Consider the following 25,799-nt stretch of genomic DNA (forward strand, 5'->3'; position numbering starts at 1 on the left):
CGGCAGGAAATAGTCAAGAAGTCTAAATGAATGGTCTCATTTAGCGGCGAAGTTTAACAACACTTAATGGCGAAAATGGCTAAAAGTGGGGCGAACCCCCCTGATCGCTCAAGGTGGAGCGGATCAAAGACCAGCACGGAGCCCCATTTTTAGCCAGTACTCCAGGCCTACCGCTAATCACAGTTTTGTAGAACAGCGGCGCTGAACAACCGCGCACCAAGGCTTTAGCCCAAACCATGGCCATCGCTTGAACGATTAGAGCCTGGTCGATGCGCTTGAGGCGATGGCTGTACGCTACTGTGCTGCCCCAGTTTTTAACTGTCCCAGGGACCAATGCCCTCAGCGCAATGGCCATCGCTAAATTTGCGAAACGGCCCGTCAGCGGCTGTCAATCCCATCAATACGAGAACTAACCTGAGATCACTTTCACCAGAGTAAATCCCCATCAACGAGGGAATGACAAGCCGTTCGGTTATCTCAGGAAAAATGCAGGCTAAACGCCCACGGCTTAGCCACAACCTATCGAGGATCTAGTCCTCGTCATCGTCGAGGGCGAGATCGGTATCCTCGTCGTCGTCGAAGCTGTCGTCGTTGCCCATCAGGTCTGAAATTTCCTCGTTCTCGGCTTCGTCGGGAATATTCTCAACCACGTCGCGGCTGCGCAGACGACCAATGCTCTCCAGCCAGTGCAGAATAGAGGAGTCGCCGGAGGAGGGTAAAATGGGTGCCTTGGCGCTGCGGGGCACCTGGCGCAGAGACGGGTTGTAGTACTTTTCAGACATAGCGAGGCCTATAGCAAGACACAGAGATAAGACGCAGACATTCCATCGTAGCAGAGACCTAAGGCTGCGGCCCGCTGAAGTTTTGCCTTATCATGCCTCTGGGTTTGTGCCTTTGGGCCTGCCGTCGCACTGCTGTAGGAACTGGGGCTATGCTGGGCAAAACGGAGCTACTCGATGCCGTCGCTGGAGTGAATCGGGGGATTAACTGCAGCCCCAGCGATCGCGCCGCGATTCAGGCGGCCGCTGTTACCCTGGAGGGCCGTAACCCCACCCCCGACCCGCTCCAGGCCAGCGATCGCCTCAACGGTGACTGGCGCTTGCTCTACACCACCAGCCGCGAGCTGTTGAACATCGATCGTGTGCCCCTGGCCTCCCTCGGCCCGATCTACCAGTGCATTCGCCTGGCTGAAAACCGCATTTACAATATTGCCGAGGTGAACGGGCCGCCCCTGCTCTCGGGGCTAGTCGCGGTGGCGGCGTCCCTGGAGCCGGTCTCGACTAGCCGGGTGAATGTGCGCTTTGAGCGCGGCGTTGTCGGCCTCAGGCAGCCCCTGGGCTACCAATCCCCAGCCCAATTCATCCAAGCATTGCAGACGACCCCAAAGTTTTCCTGGCTCCAGGGTATCGACTTTGCCATTAACCCCGATCGCTCGTCGGGCTGGCTGGAGGTCACCTACCTGGACGATGACCTGCGCATCGGGCGCGGCAACCAGGGCAGCCTGTTTGTGCTGCAAAAAGTTTAGCCACAATTGATGACACGTCCTAAGCCGTCTCCAGGGGCGTGCGGTGCGCCTCGATCAGGGCGCAGCAGTCGGCCACCGACGCGCGATCGCCCATGGCGATCACCAGCGCGTCGTAGGCGGCGCGGTGCCTGTCCAGCAGGGTTTTGGCCTGGAGCGCAGCCCAGCGCTGCTTGAGGGGAGCTTCGGCGGGCGATCGCCCCAGGGTCTGCCAGAACAGAGTCAGGGCGGCGGTGTCGTTGCTCCCCCCCTGGGCGTCGCCGTAGATCATCTGCTCGGCGGCAATCCCCGCCATCCACACCTGGCAGTAGCGATCGATGCTCTGGGGGGTCAGCCCGGCCAGGGCCGCCAAGTCGGTGGGGCCAAACACCACGCCTCCCTGGCCGGGAATGCCCTGCTTCCAGGCCTCCCAGGTGTTGAGGGTGTAGGCCTCGATGGGAATATCCAGCAACACCGCTGCCAAAAAGTGCCCCGCCTCGTGGTGCAGCACCCGCTGGCGGTGTTCAGGGGCCGCCCAGGCCACCGCGTCCATCAAAATATCGCCAATTCGCCCCCCCAGACCCAGCTGATCGAGGCTGAACACCCCCAGCCCCACGGCGGCAAATACCGCCACCACCGCTGGCGACAGATGGACGATGGGCCCCAGCAGGCTAGCCATGGTCACCCCAAAGATGACCACGGCAATGGTGTTGAGGGTGGTGTCACGCATTTAGGTTTCTCGAAATGGACAGGGCTGACTCGCCAGGCCGCCCGGGCTGCCCCAGGCCAGCCAGCGACCCGCGTTTCTCTATGGTAGCGGGGATGGGAGGCGGGGGCCAGGGCGTCAAAAGATTCCGGCCTCCAGCCGTTTGGCGGTTTGTAGGCTGTCCTGGAGGCGATCGCGGCCCGCCTCGGAGTGCTCGATGGGCACAGTGTCCAGCAGTGCCGGAAAGACCAGGGCCGTCCAGCCTTCGGCCAGGGGGCAGCGGGTGCTGCCCCGCCGCAGCATCACCCGCTGGGTGTCGGCATCCCACACAAAGGCGGTGGCGGCTCCCAGGGCGATCGCGGCGATGTAGGGTTCGGTGGGGCAACTGGCCGGGTCGGCCCCGTTCAGCGGGGGGGTGCGAAAGCCGGGGCGAGGAGCGGGCTGAAAGGCCACCCGATGGTCGTGGGCCTGCACCCCCAGCCGGGTGGCCTCCACCTGAATTCCCTCTACCCCCACCACAAACAGCAGGTCGCGGCGAAACTCAGGGTCGGGAAACCCGACGCCCTGGAGCTCGGCAGGCAGGGCGGCACGTTCCACCCCGGCCGCCAGCAGCGCCCCGGTCAGCAAAATGCGCTGGAAGCCAACGACATCCCACTCGCCGATCAGGCCGTGGACCAGAGCCGCCTGGTACAGCCGGGCCAGGGCCCGAATCCGGGGGGCATCGGCGACATCGACGGCGATCAGCTCCTGCACGTTGAGGGTTTCCTGGGCATAGGCGCGCAGGGCCGCCTCGCTGCCGCCGTAGACCGAGATGTCGGGGGCCTCCCGCAGGTACATGGCCAGGCTGCGGCGAAAGGCGCGGTAGCGTGGGTCAGCGGGGTTGGCGGGGGCAAAAGCCTGGTCCAGCAGCCGGGCCAGGTGGGCCTGAAACCCCACCGCCTGCTTCAGGGTGGCGCTGACGCCGATGTCTTGATCGGCGGTGACCAGGGCGGCGTAGAACGCCTCGTGCAGGCTGGCCCCCTGCTGGGCCAGCTGTTCGTAGGCGCGAATATCGGCGGCGATCGCGCCCAGGCGAGCGGCTAGCAGCGGTTCTTTGTCGGCCAGGCGTTGCCAGAACTGGCGGCTAAAGGCGTGGTCTTTGAGCACGGCGTACCGAATGCGATCGCCCTCTGGCCCTGGGGGAGCGCCGTAGAGCAGCTCCAGCAGCAGCAGGCGACTGGTCTGATAGGCCACCCCCAGAGGGTAGCCCGCTTTCTCCTGCCGGGAGACCATCACCGACAGCGTGTTGCCGCCGTTGAGCTGACTCGCGCCGCCGGGAAACAGGCGCTGCCCCATACCCACGCTGGCCCAGTCGCGATCGCCGAACTGCAGCAGGGCAAAGTCCAGCCGGGAGCGCTCCTCGGCGATCAACCGCTCCAGCCTGCCCGTGACAGTCGTTCTGAGGGCGTGCTTATCCCGCTCGTTTTGCTCGATCGCGGCCGCCAGCGATCGCAGCGGGGCCGGGTAGATGCCGTCGCCCTCAAACCGCATCATGCCCAGGGCCAGGGCGATCGCCCCCTCCTCGGCCCCAAAGGTGACATTGGGAATTTTTGACATCAGCTCGGGGGTGCTCGACAGCTGCCGACTCTCCAGGGAGGTGGAGGACTCCAGCTGTCTCAGCACCGCCAAACGCGCCAGCTGCCCGGTTGGCCCCGACCGGGCCAGCAGCGGACGGGTGAGCAACTGCTGCATGGACAGCAGCTGCTCGCCCGCCCAAAACGAGCCCACGGTGCCCGCCCCAGCCGTGATGGGGCGGGCATCGGGGTGGCGCAGCAGGGGGTCGTGCAGGGTGCGCAGGGAGTGGTCAAGCATCCACAGGGCCTCGCCGGGGTCGAGCCCCGCCGCCCGGCTCGACTCGGCGTAGACCGGCACAAAATAGTTTAGAAAGAAGCGATTGGTGTCGAAGCGGCCGCCCTGACGGTAGGCCAGCAGCTTGTCCTGGGCCAGGTCGGCGGCGATCGCGGTGACGTAGGGGCTGGTCTGCAAAAACCAGAAAAACTTGCGATCGAGGGCCGGACGCAGGGCGCTGCCCAGCACCCCGCTGGCCCGCTGGTAGGCGGCCTCCGAAAGGGGGGGAACTACAGTGCCATCGCTGAGGGTAAACCAGGCCCCATCGGCCTCAAAGCGGTAGGTAGCTCCCTCAATCGGCGCGATCCAGTCGCGGGTGGGCAGCCCCTGGGCCTGCATCCCCAGGGTCACCGCCACCAGACCGGGGTCGATCGGCAACTGCCCCGGGGGCAACAGGGCTGGGTCGGGCTGAATCTCGAGGCTGGGCTCTCGCAGCGTGCCCGTCAGCCGGGCCTGCCACTGCCAGGGCTGGCCGGGGTCGACGGGCAGGCGATCGCCCAGCAGCGGCTGCAGATCGGCGGCGGCGATCGGCGGCACCTGGGCCGTCAGGTCGTAGCCGGTTTCAGGGTCTACGTGGCCTGCCGCCTGTAGGGTCAGCGGCCCGACCTGCAGCTCGGTGTCGGCCAGGGCCACCCGCTGGCCCTGAAATGCCACGGTGCTCTGGATTCGCTCCACGGGCGTGATCAGCTGCCCCAGCTGAGTCGGGCCGACCTGCAGCGTCACCTGCCCCTGGAGATCGAGGCCGGGTTCGGCAACCGTGCTGGCGAGGGGAGCCGTCAGCCGCAGGTCGCTGTCGAGGGTGCCAGCCTGGAGGGCGATCGCCGTCGGCAGCAGGGCATTGAGGCTGGTCAGGGGCAGGTTCTGGGTGTGCAGATCCGCCTGGAGCGATCGCCGGGCCAGATCGACGGTGCCGCTGGTGTGCAGGTGCCCCTGCTCAATCTGGCCGGTCAGGGCAAACGTCACCGGCGGCGGCTGGGGAACCCCAGGCTCCCCTCCCCGGCGAACGGTGGCCTGCACTGCCTGGAGGGCGATCGCCACCTCCCGAGCCGAGCCACTCCCGGCGGTCAGGGTGAACCGACCGTCTTCAATTTGAAAGGCCTCTACCGTTACCCGCCGTCGGGCTGTAGCCTCTTCCTGCGGTTCCCAGGGCCAGCTCAGCCAGCTGCCCTCCTCCGGCAGCGCGATCGCCAGGTCGGGCCGCACCAGGGTGACAGCCCCCCGCACCTCGCCCCGGTGCAGCAGGGCTGGCCAGTCCAGCGAAATGGCCATGGCCTCGATCTGCCCGGTCAGCCCCCCGGTGTCTCCCCCCGGCAGCACCGTTTTGCCCAACACCACGCCCCCCGCCGCCAACCCGGTGACGCCCCCCAGCTGAACAGGCTGCTGAAGACGGTTGGCGATCGCCGTCTCCAGCCCAGCGTGCAGGGACTTCAGGCCCAGGCCTGCCGCTACCACCAGGCCCACCAGCGTCCAGGGCATGGCTTCCTTGGCCACCCGCCTGACCCCCGCCGTTGACCTGGTCCTGTGCCTGGACAGGTACTGTGAAACTTTTTGCCGCACAAGAGCCATGGACGTAATACCAAGTCAGCGGTTGCTGGGGGCTGTCAGCAGTTAGTGGCCAGACGTAGCGGCTAAACGTTCACAAATCATGGGTTGTAGCCCCTAGCCGGTTTTTTGGGGCCGGGTGTGGTCGGCTCTGACCATCCTAGGCTGGTTCAGATCAATTGCTGTAAAAGATTTCCAAACTGGTGCGATCGCCCACAAAGCGCCAGTGCCAGGGTTCAAAGGCCACCCCCTGAAAATTGTCCGGCGGGAAGGAAATTTCGTAGCCGTAGCGCACGGCATTGGTTTCGAGCCACTGGTAGGCTCGGGTATCGACAAAGGTGGTGTCGAGGTGGGTGCCCAACTGGTTGCCATCGCCAATGTCGATGGCGTAGCCGGTGTGGTGCTCGCTGTAGCCCGGTGGGGCACTGACCTCGGCCCGGGTTTGGGCATCCTGGCCCCGCTGGGCCTTGAGGTTAAAGAAAATTTGCTCCTGCTCCGCCTGGGAGCGAAACCCCGACAGCGGCACCAGCCGTATCCCCTGGCGGGCGGCGGCCTGGGTCATGGCTTCGTACTGGGCGGCGGCGGCGGTGCGCAGGCGAATGCTGACGTTGTTCGACAGGGGCACCAGATCGTCGACCGGGGCTTCGCTAAAGGCCCGGTGGTTGAGCAGGGTGCGGCTGGAGGGGGCCAGCCGGGTAGCCACGTCGCGACTGGGGTTGAGCGGAGCTTCCCCACCGCTGGCGGCTACGCCTGGGCTCACCTCCGTTCCGGAAATCATGCCCTCAAAGGGCCGGGCAAACTCGGCGGCAGAAAACCCGCCGGTCTGATACCAGGCCACCAGCCCCCCCGCCGCCAGCGCCAGCAGCGCCAGCCCCACAAACCGACGCAGCATCCGGGTGCGTCGCAGCCAGGAGGGCTCGGCCTCAGCCGAGTAAAGGGGCACATCGCGGGCCGCCTGGGGAATATCGTCGAAGGGAGACATAGCAATTTCGCGTCCGGAAAAGCTCTACCCATTATGGCGCTTGACGCCGCGATCGCAACCTCTGGCCCCTGACTGAGGCCAACCTCCGCTCCGGCCTGCCACAATCCCAGGGCAGCGTTCCGGTAGAACCTTCCTGTACAACGTTTGTAGGTAAGGTTTTTGTGCCGTCATTGAGGTCGCTATTTTGCCACCGTTTGAGGTTTTAATGCGCCTGTATGGGCCAATTGGGGCGGGTATCTGCGCCGGGATTGGTCTGGGGGTGCTGCTCCAGCGCTTTGCTCCCGATCGAGACAATCCCCAGGGGTTGCACCAGCAGGTGCCCCTGCGGCTGGGGCGTTTTTTGTTCTGGCTGGGCATTCCCCTCAGCATCATTGGGTTTATGCGCCGGGCGGACCTGTCGGGCAACCTCTATCTGGCCCCGGTTGTGGCCTGGGCCGCGATTCTGCTGGGGCTGTTGTGCAGCCGCCTGTGGATTCGCCGCACGTCCCAGACCCAGTGGCCCCGTCCCACCCAGGGCAGCTTTTCCCTGGCGGCCATGCTGGGCAATACGGGCTACATCGGCTACCCGGTGGTGCTGCTGCTGCCCCAGCTGGGGGTGGGGGTGTTTGGCTGGGCGCTGTTCTACGATGCCCTGGGCACGCTGCTGGGCTCCTACGGGCTGGGGGCCATTTTGGCCACCGAAATGAGCGATCAAAACGGCCCCCGCAGTCGGCCCTCCTGGCGACAATGGTTAACCAGGCTACGGGCAGTGGGCCAAAATCCCATTATTCTGGCCTTTGGTCTGGGGTTAGGACTGAAGGCGATCGCGCTTCCCCCCTGGCTCGACCAGGGTCTATACCAGGTGGCTTGGGCTATTGTGATGTTGTCGCTGGTGCTGATGGGACTCAGAATTCAGCAGCTCCGGTCGTGGCATCACCTGCACCGGGCCACCGTGGCCGTGGCGATCAAAATGCTGGTCCTGCCTTTGGCGGTGGGGATTGGGTTAACTCTGCTGGGGGTTGATGGACCACCGCGGCTGGTGATGATCTTGCAGGCGGGGATGCCCTGCGCGTTTTCAAATCTGGTGCTGGCCGAGGCCTACGACCTGGACCGCGATCTCTCGGTAACCTGCGTGGGGCTGAGCTCCGCCAGTCTGCTGCTAACGTTGCCCCTCTGGCTATGGGCGTTTTCTGGGGAGTAATACCATGACCAGCCGATGGACAACGCCGATCGCTCGCTGCGCCCTCTCAGTTCTGGTGGGGCTACTCACCCTGGGCGTACCGCTGGTTGAGGCTGCCCCCGACCTGGCCCAGGAGCCCACAACCGCCGCAATCGCCCTGCTGCGGTCCGGCGATCGGGGGGATCGGGTCCACCAGCTACAGCGGAGCCTGGCCGAGCTGGGCGTTTACCTGGGAGATATCGACGGGATCTTTGGCGCCGATACGGCGGCGGCGGTGCGATCGCTACAGCAGCAGCAGGGCCTTTTAGCCGACGGCATTGTGGGGGAGCAAACCTGGCAGATCCTGGAAGATGCCCGCCGTCCAACCCCTCTGGCCCTGCCTACGCCGCTCCTCCAGGCCGAGACCATGGGTTTCACCCCCCTGCTGGTGGCGCAGCCGCCCCCCCCGCCTTCGGCCCTATGGCTGGCGCTCATGCCCCTGGTGCCGATCGCAGGCGGTGCTCTCACCTACCTCCATCGCCGGTTGCGGCATCGGCAGGTGTTTCGGCGTCGCTCCCGCCGCCTGCCGCTCAAGCCGCCCTACTCTGGCAAGGGGCCTCAGTAGAAGTCATCAACCTCCCCCCAGGGGATTCCGCGCAGAAGGCAGGGGCCGTCCGCGACTTCTGGCGGCCTGGGGATCAAATCTAAAGAAAAGGTACAGAAATAAGGGGAACTCCCCACCCCCAAGGTGACCATGAACTAGATTGAGGCAGGCTTAGCACCGTTGTCCATCTTCTGTGCATCCGCTGCCCATCCCCACCGTTTCCTGGAGAGCCCTATGCTGACTGTTGCCGATATCATGACTCCCCGCGTCACCACCATCGCCAGCGGTGCCACGGTGGCTGAGGCAATCGATCTGATGCAGCAGCGGCAAATTCGGGCCCTACTGGTGGAGCACCGCTCCCAGGACATGCCCTTTGGCATGGTGACCGAGCGCGACATTGTCTACACCGTCGTTGCCCGCGGCCACGATCCCGAGAAGGTGCTGGTGCAGGACATTATGCGGCAGCCCTGTATTTCCCTGGACCCCAACCTCACGATTCAAGAGGCGTCCCAGGTGCTGTCTGACACTGGGGTACAGCGAGCCCCCGTGGTGCAAGACGGTGAGCTGCTGGGAGTGATCTCGGTTACCGATATTTTGATGCGCGGCCTCCCGGTGCTGTCGCTGAGCCACTAGGGAGAGGGGATGGGGAAGATGAGGGAGATGAGGAGATGGGGAAGACGAGGGGATGGTGAAATAACGGGAGGAGGTTTCAAGCTCTAGCGATCTTCCTCACCGTCCTCATCTCCTCACCGCTTCACCGTCCTCATCCCTCTATTGGAATTCGATTGGACAGCTCGGTCAGCCACCGCAGGCGATCGCGGATCTCATCGGTCAGCGCGTCGGCCCGGTAGCGCCAGCCCCAGTTGCCGTCTGATTTGCCGGGGGTGTTCATGCGGCAGTCGCTGCCGTAGCCCAGCACGTCTTGCAGGGGCACGATTGCCTGGTTGCCCACCGACATCAGCGCCAGACGAATCAGGCTCCAGTGAATGCCTTCGGGGCTGACGCAGCCCAGGTACTCCACCAGCCGATGGCGCTCGTAGTCGGGCATTTTTTCAAACCAGCCGACGGTGGTGTCGTTGTCGTGGGTGCCGGTGTAGACCACGCTGTTGCGGTCATGGTTGAAGGGCAGGTAGGGGTTGTCGCTGCTGCCGCCAAAGGCAAAGTGCAGAATTTTCATGCCCGGAAACTCGAACTCGTCGCGCAGTGCCTCCACCTCGGGGGTAATCATGCCCAAGTCTTCGGCCATGATTGGCAGGGTGCCGAGCTTTTCGCGCACGGTTTTGAACAGTTCGGTGCCGGGGGCCTCAATCCACTGGCCGTTCATGGCGGTGTCTTCGCCAGCGGGCACACCCCAGTAGGCCTGCAAGCCCCGAAAGTGATCGACACGGATAATGTCAACGTAGCCCAGCAGCGCACTGATGCGCTGAATCCACCAGTTAAACTCTCGTTCTTTTAGGACGTCCCAGTTGTAGGTAGGATTGCCCCAGAGCTGGCCGGTCTCGCTGAAGTAGTCGGGGGGCACCCCAGCCATCAGCGACGGAGCCAGCGTTTCCTGGTCGAGCATAAAGTTGTCGGGATAGGCCCACACGTCGACGCTGTCGTGGGCAACGTAAATGGGAATGTCGCCAATGATCTGAATCTGGCGATCGCGGGCATACTGGCGCAGGGCCTGCCACTGGCGGTAAAACTCAAACTGCAAAAATTTCTGGCAAAAAATATCGCTGGAGAGTTTGCCGCGCCATTCGGCCATCGCGTCGGGTTCGCGCCGTGCGATAGCGCTGGGCCACTCCATCCAGCCCGCCCCACCGTGGGCATTTTTCAGCGCCATGAAGAAGGCAAACTCATCCACCCAGAAGTGGCACTCTTCGCTGAACTGGGCTAGAGCCGCCTTGTCGTCCTCGGAGGCAAGCTCGTGGAACCGACCGGCGGCTCGCTCCAGCAGCCGCATTTTGAGCGGGATCACGTCGTCAAACTGCACCCAATCGGCGGAGAGATGCTCCAGGTCGTGGAGTTCGTCGGGGTAGAGCAGGCCGCGATCGCACAGCACCTCTGGGCTGATCAACAGCGGGTTGCCCGCCATTGACGAGTAGCACAGGTAGGGCGAATTGCCGTGGCCCGTCGGCCCCAGGGGCAGCACCTGCCAGAGCTGTTGGCGAGTGTGCGCCAAAAAATCTATAAATTGGTAGGCTTCTGGGCCTAGGTCGCCAATGCCAAACCGACTGGGCAGCGACGTGGGATGCAGCAAAATACCGCTGGCACGGGGAAAGGGCATAGTTAGCTCGGTTTAATTCCAGTAGACTCTAGCACGGCCTACCGGGGGCAGTCGGCTGCCCAGAGAGTTATTTTAGGTTGAACGAAATTTCCATAAAGGATCTCCATGACCGTCTACCGCAACCCGGCCCCCACCGTCGATATTGTCATCGAGCTGCTGCACCACCCCCACCGCCCCATCGTGCTGATCGAGCGCCACCACGAGCCCCTGGGCTGGGCCCTGCCCGGCGGGTTTGTCGACTACGGCGAAAGCGTTGAAACCGCTGCACGCCGCGAAGCTGCCGAAGAAACCGGCCTCACCGTTGAGCTGGTGGAGCAGTTCGCCGTCTACTCCGACCCCGGCCGCGACCCCCGCAAGCACACCCTGAGCGTGGTGTTTCTGGCCACCGCCACCGCCGACCCCGTCGCTGGGGACGACGCCAAAACCGCCGCCGTTGTCAATCCCTGGGAAACCCCCGCCAACCTCTGCTTTGATCACGATCGCATTTTGCGCGATTATTGGCAGTACCGCTTTTACGGGCGCAGACCCCGGTTTGGCAGCGGGTGAGGGGTGGGTGAGTGGGTGAGTGAATGGGTGGATGGTTGGGTCTATGACTCAGGCAAAGTCCATTCATCCCATCACCTCGTCATCCCCCACCTTCCCTACTCCGTCACCCTGGTACCCATCCACCCTGGTACCCATCCACCCTATTACCCATCCACCCATCCACCCTCCCACCCCGTCACCCATCCACCCTCTTACCCATCCACCAAAATGCAGCGCACCATCATCAACACCCCCACCGCCCCCGCTCCCGTTGGCCCCTACAACCAGGCGGTGGCGGTCAGCGGGCAGATGCTCTTTGTCTCAGGCCAGGTGGCCCTCGACCCGGCCACGGGGGCGCTGGTGGGCGAAGGCGATGTGGTGACCCAAACCGAGCAGGTGATTGCTAACCTGAAGGCAATTCTGACCGCCGCCGGGGCCAGCTTCGACAACGTGGTCAAAACCTCGGTATTTCTCAAAGACATGAACGACTTTGCCACGGTCAACGAGGTCTATGCCAAGTACTTCGGCGGCGACAATGCCCCCGCTCGCGCCTGTGTCGAGGTATCGCGCCTGCCCAAGGATGTGGCGGTCGAAATTGAATGCATTGCGGTGCTGTAGATGGGGTGATCGGGGAGTTGGAGAGGGGCGATCGCCTCTGCTTGGGAAAACCAGGCCCGGCTTGAAGCATCGCTAAATTTCCGTCGATGTATTGCCTAGATCTACCCTGAATGGCGGAACAGACAAGCTTTTTTGGGACCTACGCTGAGGGTAGAACCAAGAGACCTTTGCCATGCCTTCCGGCCAGTCCAGATCCTTTACCTTCAGTGAGTATCTTGCTCACGGCGCTTCTGCCCAGCAGCGGCAGGAGCTGACCAGGAATGCGACGGCTGACCTGCCGTCCGAGAACAGTGACAACATCGCGCTGACCCTGGGGCTGGCGAAAAGGCTGAAGCAGGTAGTTGATGGCAGGCTCATCTGCACCCGCAGGGTTCCCCTCCAGGTGCCGGTTCTGCCTGATGTTTCCCAGACCAATCGCTGCCCAGACCTGATGGTGTTCACGCCGAAGCTGGCCGCTCAGCTGAGCGGGAAACAGGATGCGATCGCGCTTGAAATGCCAAATCCAGCCCTGGTGGTCGAAGTCGTTGACCCCTACAGCACTCCCGTTGAAGACAACTACCGCTGCGACTACATTGAAAAGCGCCAGCAGTACGAGCAGCGACGCATTCCCGAATACTGGGTGGTTGACCCCACCGCGGGCGAAGTCACAGTGCTAGCCTTGCACATGCAGGATAGCTATCAGGGACGGGCGTTTCGGGGACAGCAGCGAATTTGCTCAGCCGGGTTCCCTACCCTGAAGCTAACAGTCGCTGAACTGCTTGGGTTGAGCGATCAATAGTCGTCTTAACCCCGCTCAGTCTTAACCCGAACGTGGGATGCTAAAACTCTAGTTGGAGCAATGGGCATTCCCTGTGAAATTTCTATTTATCATCGACCCGATCCACCGCCTCGACCCCGGCCACGACACCAGCGTGGCGATTATGGAAGCGGCCCAGACCCGGGGCCATGAGGTCTGGATTGCGGCGGCCAGCGCCCTGAGCGTGGTGGATGGCAAAGCCCTGGCGCTGATGCACCCGGTCCAGCTGACCCCGGTCCAGCTGGTCGATGGCCTATGGGCCGCGGCTAATCCCTGGTTTGAACTGGGCGAGGCGGTGCAGCGCCCGCTGGAGGACATGGATGCGGTGTTTATGCGCACCGATCCGCCCGTGACGGTGCCCTACCTCTACGCCACCTACATCCTTGACTACGTAAACCCGGCCACCACCCGGGTGATCAACTCGCCCGCTGGGCTACGGGCGGCCAACGAAAAAATGTACGCCCTGCAATTCAGCGAAGCGATTCCCGAAACCATTGTGACGCAGAGCAAGGTCGTGATTCGCGAGACCGTGGAGCGCTGGGGCTTGGCGGTACTCAAGCCCCTGGGCGGCAAGGCTGGCGAGGGCATCTTGTTTTTGCAGGCGGGCGATCGCAACCTCAATTCCATGGTTGAAATCAGCACCCGCCAGGGCGTCGAGCCGGTGATGGTGCAGACCTACCTGCCCGCCGCCAAGGACGGCGACAAGCGAATCATTCTGCTCAACGGTGAGCCGATTGGCGCGGTCAACCGTATTCCCACCGGCAGCGAGTTTCGCGGCAATATGGCGGTGGGGGGCCGGGTGGCTAAGGCTGAGATCACCGATCGCGAACTGGATATCTGTCGCCAGCTCGCCCCCACCCTAATTCGCGATGGCCTCTACTTCGTCGGCATCGACATCATTGGTGGCTACCTGACCGAGGTCAATGTCACCAGCCCCACCGGCATTCGCGAAGTCGATCGCCTCAACGGGGTGCGCCTGGGTGAACAGGTGATCGCCTGGGCCGAGCAGGGCTAGGGCCGCCAACCCAGCCCCAGCTGGTGGCCCCAGCATCAACGGTCCATCGCTGCCAGTTCTCAGCATTTGGCCGCAGGGCTGGTTAGCTGCATCAGCACCTCAAACTTAAATTCTTGCGTCAGCTGGGTGAGGCTGTCGAGCAAGCTCTGATGCTCCGGGGGAATTTGATCGAGCAATTGGGCAACGGCGGTGCTGTCGCACAGCACGGAGGCTTGATGGAGGGCGCTGACCCAGTCGGGGGGCATGACCCGGAGGGCACCGGGCTCGAGGCGAGGGGGGTGGGGCGGGGCGGGCAACCCCTTGGCCCCCTGGTCGGAGTAGCAGTAGCGCAGACTCAGGTGTTCAGCCATTTTGGTCAGCAGTACCCTGAGCTGAACGGGCTTGCTGACAAAGTCGTCGCAGCCAGCCGCCAGGGCCTGGTTGTACTGATCGTAGGAGGCCTGGGCGGTCAGGGCGATGATCACGGGCTCCGGGGTTTCGCCCAGCGCCTGAAATTCGGCGCGAATACGGCGGGTGGCCTCGCAGCCGTCAATTTCGGGCATCCGCAGATCCATCCAGATCAGGTGGGGGTGCCACTGTCGCCAACGGGCGATCGCCTCGGTGCCATTGGTCGCTTCCTGCACCACCAGCCCCAGTCGGGAGAGGGCGGCCACCAGAAAATAGCGGTTTTCGGGCTGGTCATCGACCACCAACACGCGGTAAGTAGGCTGCCCTGGCGCCAGGCCAGTCACGGCGTTTAAGTGGTCAACCGTGGTTACCTCTGCCGCCTGGGCCAACCGCAGGGGCAGGGTAAATTGGAAGGTGCTGCCCTCGCCCAGGGTACTGTCGACGCTGAGCTCTCCCCCCATCAGGTGGACCAGACTGCGGCTGATAGCCAGGCCCAGCCCCGTACCCTCGAGGGAAACTTTGCCAGCCTTCGCCTGGGTAAAGGCGTCAAAGATGGCGGTGAGTTCCTCGGGCGCAATGCCGCTACCGGTGTCTTCGACCGCAAAGCTGAGGTGGGCCAGGGGTGAATTTGGGCCTGCCCCCAAGGCTGAAGCCCCCTGCCCTGGCCCGGCGTTCCCTACGCAGTCTTCCAGGTTGAGCAGGCTGACCCGCAGGGCGATCCGCCCGGCCTGGGTAAACTTGACGGCGTTGCCCAGCAGGTTGATCAGCACCTGGCGCAGTTTGTTGGGGTCAACCACGACGTACTGGGGCAGGTTGGGGGCCAGGGTCAGACTAAAGCCCAGCTCTTTGTCCTCTGCCCGCTCCTGGAACATGGCCTGGAGATCGTGGAGGAGGCTGAACAGATTGATGCTTTCGGGTTCGAGGGTGATCCGATTGGCGGCAATTTTGGACAGGTCGAGAATGTCGTTGATCAGGTGCAGCAGGTGGTCGCCGCTGCGCTGCATGATGCGAATATATTCCTGCTGCTGGGCCTGGAGGGAGGGATCACCGCTGAGGATTTGGCCAAAGCCAAGAATGACGTTGAGTGGGGTGCGCAGTTCGTGGCTCATGTTGGCCAAAAACTCGTCTTTGAGGCGGGTGGCGCGGCTGAGGTCCTGGTTGGCGATCGCCAGTTCCCGGTTGCGATCGCTGAGCTGCTGCTGGGCCCGCTGGCGCTCGCCTAGCTCCTGCTGCAGCTGCTCAAACGTCGTGACCTGCTGGAGGGCGATCGCCAGCTGGTTGGCCAGCTGATGGCCCAGTTCAATCTCCGACTGGAGCCACTGGCGTGGCCCACGGCACTGATGAATGCACAGCAGCCCCCAGAGGGTGTCGCCGCAGAGCAGGGGCAGGACCAGGCTGGCTTGCACCTGAAACTGAGCCAAAACGTCGGTATAGCCGCTGGCCATATTGGCGTTGTGGACATCGTGGATAACGACGTAGTCCCCCTGGGCACAGAGGGCGGTGTAGTGGGCCCCAAAGCCGTGGGCAAAGCGAGAGGTGCCGAGCACCGAAGGCACCCCCCCGAGGCAGGCCTCGGCAACAAACTCACCCTCGCCGGCGGCGGCGTTAGGCGAAAACTTAAAAATACCCACCCGGTCGGCGTGGAGCGTAGTCCGAATCTCCTGGCAGGCGGTGTTAAAAATGGTGGGCAGATCGAGGGACTGACGAATGCGCTGGGTAATTTCTCGCAGCAGGGTTTCCCGCGCGGCCTGCTGGCGAATGGTTTGCTCCGCCTGCTTGCGGTCAGTGATGTCCTGAAACGTGCCCACTACGCCAATGATCTGGCCTGCCCAGTCCCGCAGGGGCAGCTTGTTGGTTTCCACCCAGCGCTGCTCTCCCGACGCCGAGGTGATGGTTTCTTGAATGCCAATTTTGGGGATGCCCGATGCCATTACCTGGCGATCGTCATGGGTATAGGTTTGCACTTCAGCAGCCGTGTAGCCCAGCTCAAAGTGGCTTTTGCCAATTACGTCCGCCGGGTCTGTCAACCCGGACACTTGCACAAACTGCTGGTTGCAGCCCAAGATAATCGACTGGCGATTTTTCCAAAAAATGGCCATGGGAACTGTGTCGAGCACCGTCTGCAGGAGCTGTTGGGCGTCTTGCAGGGCCGTTTCGTAGCGCTTGCGATCGCGAATGTCGATCACCACCGCCAGGTTGCCCACCACCTGGCCCGCCTCATCCCGCAGCACCGAGATGCTAATTTTGGTCCAAATCCAGTGGCCATCCCGGTGGCGATCGCGCTTTTCGTAGTCCACGCTATCAATCTCGCCGCGTAGAATCCGATCGATCTGGACCTGGTGCCGGGCCAAGTCCTCAGGATGGATGACATCGGCATAGGTCAGCTCCAGCAGCTCCGCCCTGGAATAGCCAAGCAGCCGACAGTAGTACGGGTTGGCCTCAACAAATCGTCCCGCGGCGTCAATCTGATTGATCCCCGCCGCGACCTGATCAAAAATGGCCTGGAACCGAACCTCACTGGCCTGGAGGGCGGCGCTGGCCTGCTTGAAATCACGAATATCCAGCACAATCGCCAGGTCTGAGATTGCTCGTCCGGCGGCATCGTAAATGACCGATAGGGTTACCTCGGTCCAGATCCACTCGCCCTGTTTGTGGCGGTAGCGTTTTTCAATGGTGATGGAGGTCTGCTCCCCCGCAAAGAGGCCAGCGATCGGATCTTGATGCAGGTCCTCAGGGTGGGTAATGGTCTGGAAGGTGAGGTTTAGCAATTCATCGCGGGTGTAGCCCAGCAGATCGCAGAAATACTGATTGGCCTCAATGAACCGCCCCGAGGCATCGGCCCGGTTGATTCCCACGGCGGCCTGCTCGAATATGGCCCGAAAGCGATCTTCGCTCGCGGCCAGCGCCATTTCAGCCCGCTGGCGCTGCTCAATATCGCGACACACGCACAACCGTACCGACGCCCCATTCCACTGGACGGCGCTGACGCAAATTTCTACCGCATAGGTTGAGCCGTCTCGCCGCCGATGCCGCCGTTCGAAGCGATCCAGATACAGTGGGGTGGGCTCCAGCTTGTCCTGCATCAACGCTAAGTCAGCGTCAAAGTCAGCCACATTGAGATTCGTCAGCTCATCCAGCCCGTAGCCCAGCATGGCGGCAAAGCTGTGGTTGGCCTCCACAACCTGACCGGCGGAGTTTAACACCACAATGCCATCACCGGAGGCTTCAAAGAGGGCGCGACGGTAGCCAACTTCCTGGCTCAGGGCCGCTTCGGTCTGTTTCAGGGCTGTGATATCGATGAGTAGGCCGTCCCACACCAGCCCCGAGGCGGTCATCTGGGGGCGCGATCGCCCCTGAAACCAGCGCAGTTGCCCCGTTGATGTGATAAAACGGCTTTCCCCAGACCAGTCGGTGCCCTGTTCTACCGCAAGCGCCACCGAGGCCTGCAGCGAGGGTAGATCCTCCGGATGAATCAGGGCCCAAACCTGGTTGATGTCCTCCAGCACTTGCTCTGGTGCCAGCCCAAACAGTTCGGAGCAGCCGGGGCTGACGTAGGTAAAGACCCCGCCGTCACCGTTGGGCACGTAGCGATAGACCATGCCCGGCACGTTGGCCACCAGCGCCTGAAACCGGGTCTCGCTCTCTTGCAGCGCCAGTTCAGCCCGCTTGCGATCGTCGATATAGGTGGCAATGCCCAGGCAGGAGATGGGGGCTTCGGCTTCGGCGACAAAGGGCGACAGGTTGGCGGCGTACCAGTAGTAGTGGCCGTTCTGGTGTAAGGCTCTAAACTCTACGCTGCGGCTACTCTCGCCCCCCAGGCAGGCCTGCACCAGCTCAACACAGTAAGGCAGATCCTCGGGGTGAACAATGTCGGTAAAGGGGCGGTGCAGTAAGGCCTCCAGACCTTGGCCAGACACCGTGTCCGCCATAGGGCTAAAAAAGCTCAGGGTTAGATCCGGCGCAATCATCAAGACCAGACCATCGATGGTGTCAATCAGCCGCCGCAGCCGGTGTTCGCTGGCTTCGAGGGCCAACTGGCTGGCTTTTTGCGCGGTGATGTCGCGCACGTAGCCGTACCATCGAATGCTGCCGTCGGGGCTGCGCTGGGGGGAGGCATCCCCCTGGAGCCAGCGCTGGTGGCCCTCTGGGGAGTACATGCGATACTCGCAGTGCCAGGGGGTAAACTGTGCGGCGGAGACCTGGATAGACTGCATCACGCGAGCTAAATCCTCGGCGTGGATCATGGCAAACAGGGGGCTGGCATCGTCGCGCACCGCTGCGGGAGAAATGCCGCAGAGCTGCACCAGTCCCTCGCTGGCGTAGGGGAAGGCCATGCGACCATCGGGGTATTGCACGAACTCGTAGATTGCCCCGGGGATGTGGCGGGCAAGATGGCGCAGGCGATCGCTGTCGGCTGAGGAGGGCGATGGAAACATGTCGCTGGTGCCCTGGGGGCGAAGCTAGCCGCTTGACCCAGGGACTTTGGGAAAAGGTATAGCTGATAGCATAGCTTTTCCGCCACGGGGAATCGTAGATTGGGCTACCCGGCGTAACCTGGGCCAGCATCTGGGCCAGCATCTGGGCCAGCATCTGAGGAAGATCTCGATGCTGTTAGCGAACCTGGTCTGTTAGCGAACCTGGTACAGGTTGGCTTCGCCGTGGAAAGCGATCGCGTTGCGCTGGGCCTTGGCCCGGTACATGGCGCTGTCGGCATCGGCCAGCACCTGTACCCTGGTCTGGCGGGGGTGGCCATTGTAGATCTTGATGCCGAAGCTGCCTCCAATGGCAAGCCTCTGGTCGTCAATGGCGAAGGGCTGCAGCAGACTGTCGAGCAGTCGTCTGGTCAGGTCCAGAACGGTGCCAGCGGAGTCTACCTGCTCGATCAAAAACACAAACTCATCGCCGCCTAGGCGAAACAGGTCATCTTCGCGACGCAGCTTGAGCCGCAAGACCCGGGCCACCTGGATCAACAGCTGGTCGCCAACCTGGTGGCTGTAGGTGTCGTTGACTTGCTTAAAGCCGTCCAGGTCCAGAAAAATCAGCGCAAACCGCTGGCCTTGATAATTGGCTTTGGCGATCGCCCGTTCCAGGCGATCCATAAGGAGCCGCCGATTGGGTAACTCGGTCAGGGCATCGTGGGTGGCCATCCGCTCGCTCTGGAGCATTTTCAGGTAAGCGGTCTGGAGATGGATGAGGGTGTCCTGGAGGTAGGCCAGAGCCATTTCCAGATCGTGGGTCCGCTGAACCACCTGGCGTTCGAGGGACTGTCTGAGGCTGTGAAGCTCCAGGTGATTTTTGACCCGAGACAGCAGCTCAATTGCTTGGATGGGCTTGCTGATGTAGTCCACCGCCCCCAGGGAAAAACAGGCCGCAATACTGTCGACGTCGGGCAGGGCAGTAATAAAAATAATTGGAATTGGCAGCATCGCTGGCGTTTGCTTGATCCGACGGCAGGTCTCAAGCCCATCGAGGCCGGGCATTTTGATGTCGAGCAAGATTAGCTCGGGAAGGTAGTTTTGCAGCTGCTTGAGCGCCCGCTCCCCGCTCCTAACGGCGGCCACACGGTAGCCCGCCTTGGTCAGGATGTCGGTGAGCACCTCCAGGTTGCCAAAATTGTCGTCAATGATCAGGATCTCCGGGCTATCCGTCATAGGGCGGCGCCATCCTGTCGGGCCTGGGTCAGGGCTGCGGTCAGCTGCTGCTCGATCTCCTCGGTTCTAAACTGCTGAGTCAGCCCCAGCAGGGAATTGGCAAAGGGGGCGTAGCGGCGATCGCGCTGTTTGAGGGTCACCAGGTGTTCCCGCAGGCTTTTGACGTTGTCTTGCTGGGCCAACCGCAGTAGGGTATCCAGGGTGGTGCTGGAGGGCAGGTGTACCTCAGGCCCGGACAGGGGAGATCCATCGGCCTGCGACGCGTAGATCCAATCCAGGTTCAGGCAGTCAGACAGCGTGGCAAACAGCGCTTTTACCTCAATCGGCTTGGCCAGAAAGGCATCGCCGCCACAGTCCAGGGCCATTTGCTGATCGGAGTGGGACACTGAGGCGGAGGACACCACAATCGGGGAGTGCTTGAGCTGGCTGTCCTGGCGCACGGTGCTGATCAGCTGATAGCCGTTGAGCACCGGCATGGCCAGGTCGGTGATCACCAGGTCGGGGGCCTGAGTTCGCATCATGGCGAGTCCGATTTCCCCATTCTCCGCTTCCAACACCTGAAACCCCACCGGCTCCAGCAGACTGACCAGCACCGAGCGGTTTTGCGGATGGTCGTCGATGATCAAGATGCGCCTGGGCGGACCTGGGTAGCCGACAATGGGATCGCCCGTGGTGGCAGCCAGCTGCCGGGAGGACCACTCCACCACCAGCGGCAACTCCAGCGTGAACGCAAACTCACTGCCTTGCCCCAGCTGGCTGTTGACGTCAATACCGCTGCCCATCAGTTGGATGATCCGCTGGCTGATAGCCAACCCCAGCCCCGTGCCCTCCACCGGCTGGCGCTGGGCTTCCAGCTGTTCAAAGGCCTGAAAAATCCTTTGAAAGTCCGCTTCGGCAATCCCCACCCCGGTATCCACCACGCAAAAGCGCAGGGAAATCCGCTCGGCGGTGGTCTCCAGCACCTCTACCTGGAGGGTGACAGCCCCCGCGTCGGTAAACTTAATCGCATTTCCCACCAGGTTAATCAACAGCTGCCGCAGCTTTTTTTCATCGACCTCGACGCCAGCGGGTAACTCCTGACTGGGTCGGTAAAAGAAGCTGAGCCCCTTTTGATCCGCCTTGACCTTACAGATTTCGACCACGCTCCGCAGCAGCGAGGGCAAATGAGTAGCGGTCGGCTGCAGGGCCATTTTGCCCGCTTCTATTTTGGCCAAATCCAGAATTTCATTGATCAAAGTGAGCAGGTGGTCGCCGCACTGGTGAATGACGGTAACCCCCTGGCGGTCTTTGCTGGTCAGGGTTTGAGACTGAGCCAGGATCTGGGCATAGCCCAGAATGCCGTTGAGGGGGGTGCGCAGTTCATGGCTCATATTGGCGAGAAATTCGCTTTTGGCCTGGTTGGCTTTGTCGGCCTGTTCCTTGGCCAGGCTCAGAGCCTTCGTGCGCTGTTTCACCTTCTCTTCCAGGGTTCGATTGATATCCTGCAACGCCTGCTCGACCTGGTGTCGGGCGATCGTGCCGCCAAAGCTACCGGCGATCGCCCAGAGAGTCGTAACCTCAATTTCACTCCACTGGTGGGCCGTTTTGCACTGATCAAAGCCCACAAATCCCCAGACTCGATCCTTGATTTTGATGGGCACCACTAAAATCGACAAAATTCCCTGGGGCTTCAGCAACGCCTGCTCTGAGTCGGGGAAATCCTGAATTAGCCCCACAATTGGGCGACCCTGGTTTAGCTCAATTTCCCAGCGGGGCAGAAACTCGCTGTAGGGCAAATTCTGCAGCATGGGATTGTCAATTTCGGGGACCACCCCTGCGGTCACCCACTCCCAGCGCTGGCTAATCGCTGGCACCTGGGTGTTCTGATGGGGATGGTGCTCAAAAATGTAGACGCGGTCAACCCCGGTAGCCTCGCCTAGAATACCCAGGGCTGTGTCAATGGCGGCGTGGTGGTCCCGCTCCGTTAGCAACGCATTGGTCGCGATCGCCACCCCCCGCAGCAGGCGCTCACAGGAAGCCAGGTGTGAATCTCCCAAGGGCTGACGACAATCACCGCTGGAGGGGGGAGCCACTGGCGCGATTCTTGCTTCGGCAGCATCCATAGGATCCATCTAGATAATTAACGGTCGTTGACGGCTTTGCCAAAAAAGTGGCTCAAGGGCTGGTTACCTGGACACTTCAGCGATTGAGGACGGGAGGGGATGCCACCTTTCTAAGACCTTTCTAAGATAAGATACCACTCACCTGGGTTTTCCCAGTAGTTTATGAAACCATAGAATTTAGGTACGGACAGCCGAGTTTTAGCCTCGACTTAATCCGATCAGGCGGCTTAATAGAAGCGCCCTGTTCACGTATTCGATTTAGAACTCAAACCAGGTTCTGGACCCAGTAAAACGCTACACTATCCCGGATATCTGTATACAGAAAAAACTTTTCGGTAGTACCGTTCCATGGCAAAGAACTGTCGCCAGCAAGGAATACCTGTTCATGCCCTCAGCTCAGTTCGCAAGTTTTGATCTGATCAGGGTTTGCGACTCATTTGCTCGGTTCCAAGCCAAGCATAGAAGCCCGACGAAATGTCAACCGAAATCTTGCTGGGCCCTGGATCAGGACTGAGGGGGGAGCGCCATCGTGCTTTTGGGTAGAATGACTCTCTGGCTCAACCTGTTCTCATCTAACCCAACTTTGCTGGCAGAACCGATCACGACTCTCACTGACTATGCGATCGCCCTGGAATGCCTGCTGTTTGCGCTTGGGCTCCGGGGGCGAGGCTGGCTGGCAGGGCTGTGGGCCACCGCCTTCGGCAGCGTCGGTGGGGCCGCCTGCCTGGGCGGCACGCTGCACGGTTTCGCCCTGCACCTGCTCTGGCAGCAAAAACTCTGGCTTTGGCAGGCCACGCTGCTGGCCCTGGCGATCGCCAGCCTTTGCATTTTCCTCACGGTCGCTCTCTCGGTGCCGCCGCGCTGGCGTCAGGGGTTGGTTGTCCTGGCGATCGCGAAACTGGCCCTGATCATCCGTCTAGGCACCAGCCCCTGGGCCTTTGCGGTCAGCATTGCCGACTACCTGAGCGCCCTGGCCCTGGTACTCCTGGTGCAGCTGAGGCCGTTCCTACGGCGGGCCGGGCCAAACTGGGCCTGGATGGCGGCGGGGATAGCCACCTCTGGGCTGGCTGCCAGCACCCTCCTCATCCCCCACCACGCCCTGCCCATGAGCCCTGCGGCGGTTTATCACCTGGTGCAGATGGTGGCGCTGTTCTGTATCTATCGCAGCGTCAGGGCCGTGGGCCATGCTCCAGCCGGTCTGCCGACTGGGGCAACAAGTCCATCGATCGATTGAGGTTGGGGGTAGACCTAATCTTCTAGAGTTTTACCAGCGTTGCTGCGTGCGATCGCGGTGCCCTAGCGTTTCTCTGGCAGACGAGTAACCCATGTTTGTTCCCCCCGGCTTTGTCAGCCGCACCATCACCACTGAGTATGGCCGCATGGTCTACTACGCCTCCCAGGCAGACCCCTGGGCCACCGCCGCCCAGGCCGAGGAAAAAGAAACCCTGGTTTTTCTGCATGGTTTTGGCGGCGGTTCTTCCGCCTACGAATGGTCCAAAGTTTATCCAGCCTTTGCGGCAGACTATCGAGTTTTAGCCCCCGATTTAATTGGCTGGGGTCGCTCGGATCACCCCGCCCAAACGTATCAGGCCGAAGACTACATCGCCATCATCATCGAGTTTTTGGAGGAAACCTGTAGCGGCCCCACCACGGTCATTGCATCGGCGTTGACGGCAGCTTTTACGGTGCGGGCGGCCATTGAGCAACCAGAATTGTTCAAATCGCTCATCGTCACTACGGTTGCTGGCTTAGCCGAATTTGGGCAGGACTACCGCAGCAGCGGGTTTGCCCAGTTTGCTCAGTGGGCCAATGTTCCCGTGCTCAGCCAGCTGCTGTACAACGCTGGGGTGGCCAATAGCTTCGGCATTCGGAGCTTTTTAGAGCAGCGCCAGTTTGCTCGCCCCGATCGCATCTACCCCGAAATAGTCGACGCCTACCTGGAATCGGCCCAGCAGGAGAATGCCGAGTACGCGGCCCTGTCCTTTGTCCGAGGCGATCTGTGCTTTGATTTGTCGCAGTACATCGGCCAGCTGAGGGTGCCCACGGCCATTATTTGGGGTAGAGGCTCTGAGTTTACGGGGCCAGAGGTGGGTCGCCGGCTAAGGGAAATGAATCCCCAGGCCATTCGCATTTTTCACCAAATTGAAGATGTGGGCTTCACGCCCCAGCTCGAACTGCCTGGGGTCACCATTGGCCTGATCCGTAAGTTCCTGCCTCAGCTAAACGCCCAGGTTGTGGAACCATCGGAGATAGGCCCCTTGCCAACCTACTAATACCAAATCCTCACTGAATACCCCTGATTTGTAGGGGCGTAGCATGCTACGCCCCTACGGGATTCTTGATCATGAATCGGGGTTTCCCAACTCGGATTTCGTATAACCTGTGCTTTGCGTAGGATCCAGAACCAGGTTGGCAAACGTGGGATGTCCCCCTCTGCCCCTGCGTCCAAACTTTTTCCTGCGCCTGTTTCCCAAATTTCTGTAGCGTCCCTTCCCAGTATTAGTAGAGTTATTAAAGGCCCTGGCGTTTGGGCCTGCACGCGATCGCCCAGGTACAGCGGTAATTTATAGATGATATTGGTCTCGACCAGAACGGGGGCGATTCCCTGGTTGACCACCTCATGAATGGGCATGCCAATGGCCTCTAGCAGCTTGAGGCGGCCAATCTCCATCCAGTGAATATAGACAGAATTGTTGACGTGCCCGGCAAAGTCGATCTGGTAGGTATAAACCTCCAGATCGTAGGTCAGTTTTTGCATGGTTTACCCGCCACAGAGCATGAACCGATCAAAAGTCACCACCCAGTGACAAGGAACCGTCAACGCTAATCTGCTAGGCCAGCACTTTGGCTGGCGACAGGGTTAGCACCTCCACGCCCTCTTTGGTTACCGCCACGGTGTGCTCAAACTGGGCCGACAGCTGGCGATCGACGGTGATGGCCGTCCAGCCGTCCACCAGGACTTCCGCCTCGTAGCTGCCGATGTTGATCATCGGCTCAACGGTAAACACCATACCGGGGCGCAGCTTTTTGCCCTTGCCCTTTTCGCCGTAGTGGGGAATCTGCGGGGCGGCGTGGAAAATGCGGTGCACCCCGTGACCGACAAAGTCGCGCACCACGGAGAAGCCTTCGCCCTCAGCGTACTCCTGAATGGCGGCGCCAATATCGCCCACCCGCGCACCGGGCTTGACGGCGCGAATGCCGCGCCACATCGCTTCTTCGGTGACCTCCACCAGGCGGCGGGCCAGGGGGGAGGGCTCGCCCACCAGGAAGGTGCGGCTGGTGTCGCCGTGGTAGCCGTCCAGAATGGGGGTGACGTCGATATTGATGATGTCGCCGTCGCGCAGCACGTCTTCGGTGTTGGGAATGCCGTGACAGATAACTTCGTTAATGCTGGTGCAGATGGAGCGGGGAAAGGGCATCACCGTGCCCGCATAGCCCAGGGGCGCGCTTTTCGCACCGCGCTTCTGGGTCCAGTCCTCAGCCAGGTCGTTGAGTTCCTGGGTGCTGACGCCGGGCTTGACGTAGGGGGTGAGGTAGTCGAGCAGCTGGGAGGCAAGCTGACAGGCTTTGCGCATTTTGTCGAGTTCGCGGCTCGATAGCAGGGTAATGACGTCGGAGGGTTGCTTTTGTTCTTCCACGGTATGCCTTGGCTCGGTAAATGAAGGGGAAATGCCCTGGGCAGGTTGGGCATTTCGTCTGCTGTAAAGCCGTCACGGCCAGGAAGCCTACGGCGCTGCCAAAAATGCCTCTCAGATAGTATAACAATCGATACTCTGTTCCCCTGGGCAGAACTGAAGAATACCCGCTGGCCCGGTGAGTCTACCCACCCAAAAGCGAATGGCGGTCACGGTCAAGCCTAAACTTGTAGGTTGGGTGGCGCTCTAGCAAAACCCAACAGGGCTGACTGCCGTTGGGTTACGCTCCGCTTCACCCAACCTCCGGGAACCCTAAATTTAGCTTTGACGCTGCACTAGCCTCCAATTCTGCGCCAAAGATAATCCCCTGGCTTTTGGGTCGGGCGTAGCCAAGCTTGGCATACAGGGGTTTTGGCCACAATTGATGACACGCCCTAG

Annotated in this window: 20 protein-coding genes; 10 read left to right on the forward strand and 10 right to left on the reverse strand. The window is 61.6% G+C overall.

The window, feature by feature from the left end; genetic code table 11:
* Positions 1-530: 530 nt before the first annotated feature.
* Positions 531-782 (reverse strand): DUF3134 family protein, encoded by a 252-nt coding sequence (locus NF78_RS23060; RefSeq protein WP_035991997.1) that lies wholly within the window; start codon positions 780-782, stop codon positions 531-533.
* A 149-nt stretch (positions 783-931) separates the two neighbouring features.
* Here NF78_RS23060 and NF78_RS23065 point away from each other — a divergent pair, with 149 nt between their 5' ends.
* On the forward strand, positions 932-1,525 hold the full coding sequence (locus tag NF78_RS23065) for a PAP/fibrillin family protein (RefSeq protein ID WP_035991998.1): 594 nt from the start codon (positions 932-934) through the stop codon (positions 1,523-1,525).
* Positions 1,526-1,544: 19 nt separating this feature from the next.
* Here the strand turns inward: NF78_RS23065 and NF78_RS23070 are convergent, their stop codons facing one another.
* From NF78_RS23070 to NF78_RS23080, 3 genes are all read right to left on the reverse strand, one after another.
* The gene (locus NF78_RS23070) at positions 1,545-2,231 is read right to left on the reverse strand and encodes a hypothetical protein (protein WP_035992000.1); all 687 of its coding nucleotides are present in this window, start codon (positions 2,229-2,231) and stop codon (positions 1,545-1,547) included.
* Between the two features lie 114 nt (positions 2,232-2,345).
* Positions 2,346-5,585, reverse strand: a complete 3,240-nt coding sequence (locus NF78_RS23075; RefSeq protein WP_035992002.1) for a DUF748 domain-containing protein — start codon at positions 5,583-5,585, stop codon at positions 2,346-2,348.
* 226 nt (positions 5,586-5,811) lie between these two features.
* On the reverse strand, positions 5,812-6,618 hold the full coding sequence (locus NF78_RS23080; RefSeq protein ID WP_052050857.1) for a D-alanyl-D-alanine carboxypeptidase family protein: 807 nt from the start codon (positions 6,616-6,618) through the stop codon (positions 5,812-5,814).
* A 184-nt stretch (positions 6,619-6,802) separates the two neighbouring features.
* Between NF78_RS23080 and NF78_RS23085 the strand changes: the two genes are divergently transcribed.
* From NF78_RS23085 to NF78_RS23095, 3 genes are all read left to right on the forward strand, one after another.
* Complete coding sequence (locus NF78_RS23085; protein ID WP_225885402.1) at positions 6,803-7,798, forward strand: AEC family transporter; 996 nt, start codon at positions 6,803-6,805, stop codon at positions 7,796-7,798.
* 4 nt (positions 7,799-7,802) lie between these two features.
* Positions 7,803-8,381, forward strand: a complete 579-nt coding sequence (locus tag NF78_RS28530; RefSeq protein ID WP_081972858.1) for a peptidoglycan-binding domain-containing protein — start codon at positions 7,803-7,805, stop codon at positions 8,379-8,381.
* Positions 8,382-8,594: 213 nt separating this feature from the next.
* Positions 8,595-8,993 carry a CBS domain-containing protein gene (locus NF78_RS23095; RefSeq protein WP_052050859.1) on the forward strand — a complete coding sequence of 133 codons (399 nt, stop codon included), beginning with the start codon at positions 8,595-8,597 and terminating at the stop codon, positions 8,991-8,993.
* Positions 8,994-9,123: 130 nt separating this feature from the next.
* Here the strand turns inward: NF78_RS23095 and malQ are convergent, their stop codons facing one another.
* Positions 9,124-10,632, reverse strand: a complete 1,509-nt coding sequence (gene malQ, locus NF78_RS23100) for a 4-alpha-glucanotransferase (RefSeq protein ID WP_035992008.1) — start codon at positions 10,630-10,632, stop codon at positions 9,124-9,126.
* Positions 10,633-10,737: 105 nt separating this feature from the next.
* Between malQ and NF78_RS23105 the strand changes: the two genes are divergently transcribed.
* The 4 genes from NF78_RS23105 (at position 10,738) to gshB (ending at position 13,586) form a co-directional block, all read left to right on the forward strand.
* Positions 10,738-11,178, forward strand: a complete 441-nt coding sequence (locus tag NF78_RS23105; protein ID WP_035992011.1) for an NUDIX domain-containing protein — start codon at positions 10,738-10,740, stop codon at positions 11,176-11,178.
* 207 nt (positions 11,179-11,385) lie between these two features.
* Positions 11,386-11,775, forward strand: coding sequence for a RidA family protein (locus NF78_RS23110; RefSeq protein ID WP_035992013.1), 390 nt, complete (start codon positions 11,386-11,388; stop codon positions 11,773-11,775).
* A gap of 172 nt (positions 11,776-11,947) precedes the next feature.
* On the forward strand, positions 11,948-12,553 hold the full coding sequence (locus NF78_RS28535; RefSeq protein WP_052050860.1) for a Uma2 family endonuclease: 606 nt from the start codon (positions 11,948-11,950) through the stop codon (positions 12,551-12,553).
* 73 nt (positions 12,554-12,626) lie between these two features.
* Positions 12,627-13,586, forward strand: a complete 960-nt coding sequence (gshB, locus tag NF78_RS23120) for a glutathione synthase (RefSeq protein WP_035992015.1) — start codon at positions 12,627-12,629, stop codon at positions 13,584-13,586.
* Between the two features lie 59 nt (positions 13,587-13,645).
* Here the strand turns inward: gshB and NF78_RS23125 are convergent, their stop codons facing one another.
* The 3 genes from NF78_RS23125 to NF78_RS23135 form a co-directional block, all read right to left on the reverse strand.
* Positions 13,646-18,409, reverse strand: coding sequence for a PAS domain S-box protein (locus NF78_RS23125; RefSeq protein WP_035992017.1), 4,764 nt, complete (start codon positions 18,407-18,409; stop codon positions 13,646-13,648).
* A 192-nt stretch (positions 18,410-18,601) separates the two neighbouring features.
* Positions 18,602-19,624 (reverse strand): diguanylate cyclase domain-containing protein, encoded by a 1,023-nt coding sequence (locus NF78_RS23130; RefSeq protein WP_052050861.1) that lies wholly within the window; start codon positions 19,622-19,624, stop codon positions 18,602-18,604.
* Entirely contained in the window at positions 19,621-21,726 is a 2,106-nt protein-coding gene (locus tag NF78_RS23135; RefSeq protein ID WP_197064944.1) for a response regulator, read from the reverse strand. The genes NF78_RS23130 and NF78_RS23135 overlap by 4 nt, the downstream gene beginning before the upstream one ends.
* Before the next feature lie 583 nt (positions 21,727-22,309).
* Here NF78_RS23135 and NF78_RS23140 point away from each other — a divergent pair.
* On the forward strand, positions 22,310-22,960 hold the full coding sequence (locus tag NF78_RS23140) for a DUF6962 family protein (protein WP_156119931.1): 651 nt from the start codon (positions 22,310-22,312) through the stop codon (positions 22,958-22,960).
* A 91-nt stretch (positions 22,961-23,051) separates the two neighbouring features.
* The gene (locus tag NF78_RS23145; protein WP_035992021.1) at positions 23,052-23,999 is read left to right on the forward strand and encodes an alpha/beta fold hydrolase; all 948 of its coding nucleotides are present in this window, start codon (positions 23,052-23,054) and stop codon (positions 23,997-23,999) included.
* Here NF78_RS23145 and NF78_RS32605 read toward each other — a convergent pair.
* Positions 23,996-24,484, reverse strand: coding sequence for an acyl-CoA thioesterase (locus NF78_RS32605; protein ID WP_225885403.1), 489 nt, complete (start codon positions 24,482-24,484; stop codon positions 23,996-23,998). The genes NF78_RS23145 and NF78_RS32605 overlap by 4 nt on opposite strands.
* Positions 24,485-24,557: 73 nt before the next feature.
* Complete coding sequence (gene map / locus NF78_RS23155; RefSeq protein ID WP_035992023.1) at positions 24,558-25,364, reverse strand: type I methionyl aminopeptidase; 807 nt, start codon at positions 25,362-25,364, stop codon at positions 24,558-24,560.
* Positions 25,365-25,799: the final 435 nt, after the last annotated feature.

Source organism: Leptolyngbya sp. KIOST-1, from assembly GCF_000763385.1.
In the GTDB taxonomy this organism is placed as follows: domain Bacteria; phylum Cyanobacteriota; class Cyanobacteriia; order Phormidesmidales; family Phormidesmidaceae; genus Nodosilinea.

Bases quoted from the DNA above. Each gene is read 5' to 3' on its own strand.
- NF78_RS23110 (WP_035992013.1), top strand. From the start codon at position 11,386: ATGCAGCGCACCATCATCAACACCCCCACCGCCCCCGCTCCCGTTGGC.
- NF78_RS32605 (WP_225885403.1), bottom strand. From the start codon at position 24,484: ATGCAAAAACTGACCTACGATCTGGAGGTTTATACCTACCAGATCGAC.
- NF78_RS28535 (WP_052050860.1), top strand. From the start codon at position 11,948: ATGCCTTCCGGCCAGTCCAGATCCTTTACCTTCAGTGAGTATCTTGCT.
- NF78_RS23135 (WP_197064944.1), bottom strand. From the start codon at position 21,726: ATGGATGCTGCCGAAGCAAGAATCGCGCCAGTGGCTCCCCCCTCCAGC.
- malQ (WP_035992008.1), bottom strand. From the start codon at position 10,632: ATGCCCTTTCCCCGTGCCAGCGGTATTTTGCTGCATCCCACGTCGCTG.
- NF78_RS28530 (WP_081972858.1), top strand. From the start codon at position 7,803: ATGACCAGCCGATGGACAACGCCGATCGCTCGCTGCGCCCTCTCAGTT.
- NF78_RS23130 (WP_052050861.1), bottom strand. From the start codon at position 19,624: ATGACGGATAGCCCGGAGATCCTGATCATTGACGACAATTTTGGCAAC.
- NF78_RS23125 (WP_035992017.1), bottom strand. From the start codon at position 18,409: ATGTTTCCATCGCCCTCCTCAGCCGACAGCGATCGCCTGCGCCATCTT.
- NF78_RS23080 (WP_052050857.1), bottom strand. From the start codon at position 6,618: ATGTCTCCCTTCGACGATATTCCCCAGGCGGCCCGCGATGTGCCCCTT.
- NF78_RS23105 (WP_035992011.1), top strand. From the start codon at position 10,738: ATGACCGTCTACCGCAACCCGGCCCCCACCGTCGATATTGTCATCGAG.
- NF78_RS23095 (WP_052050859.1), top strand. From the start codon at position 8,595: ATGCTGACTGTTGCCGATATCATGACTCCCCGCGTCACCACCATCGCC.
- NF78_RS23070 (WP_035992000.1), bottom strand. From the start codon at position 2,231: ATGCGTGACACCACCCTCAACACCATTGCCGTGGTCATCTTTGGGGTG.
- NF78_RS23060 (WP_035991997.1), bottom strand. From the start codon at position 782: ATGTCTGAAAAGTACTACAACCCGTCTCTGCGCCAGGTGCCCCGCAGC.
- NF78_RS23065 (WP_035991998.1), top strand. From the start codon at position 932: ATGCTGGGCAAAACGGAGCTACTCGATGCCGTCGCTGGAGTGAATCGG.
- NF78_RS23145 (WP_035992021.1), top strand. From the start codon at position 23,052: ATGTTTGTTCCCCCCGGCTTTGTCAGCCGCACCATCACCACTGAGTAT.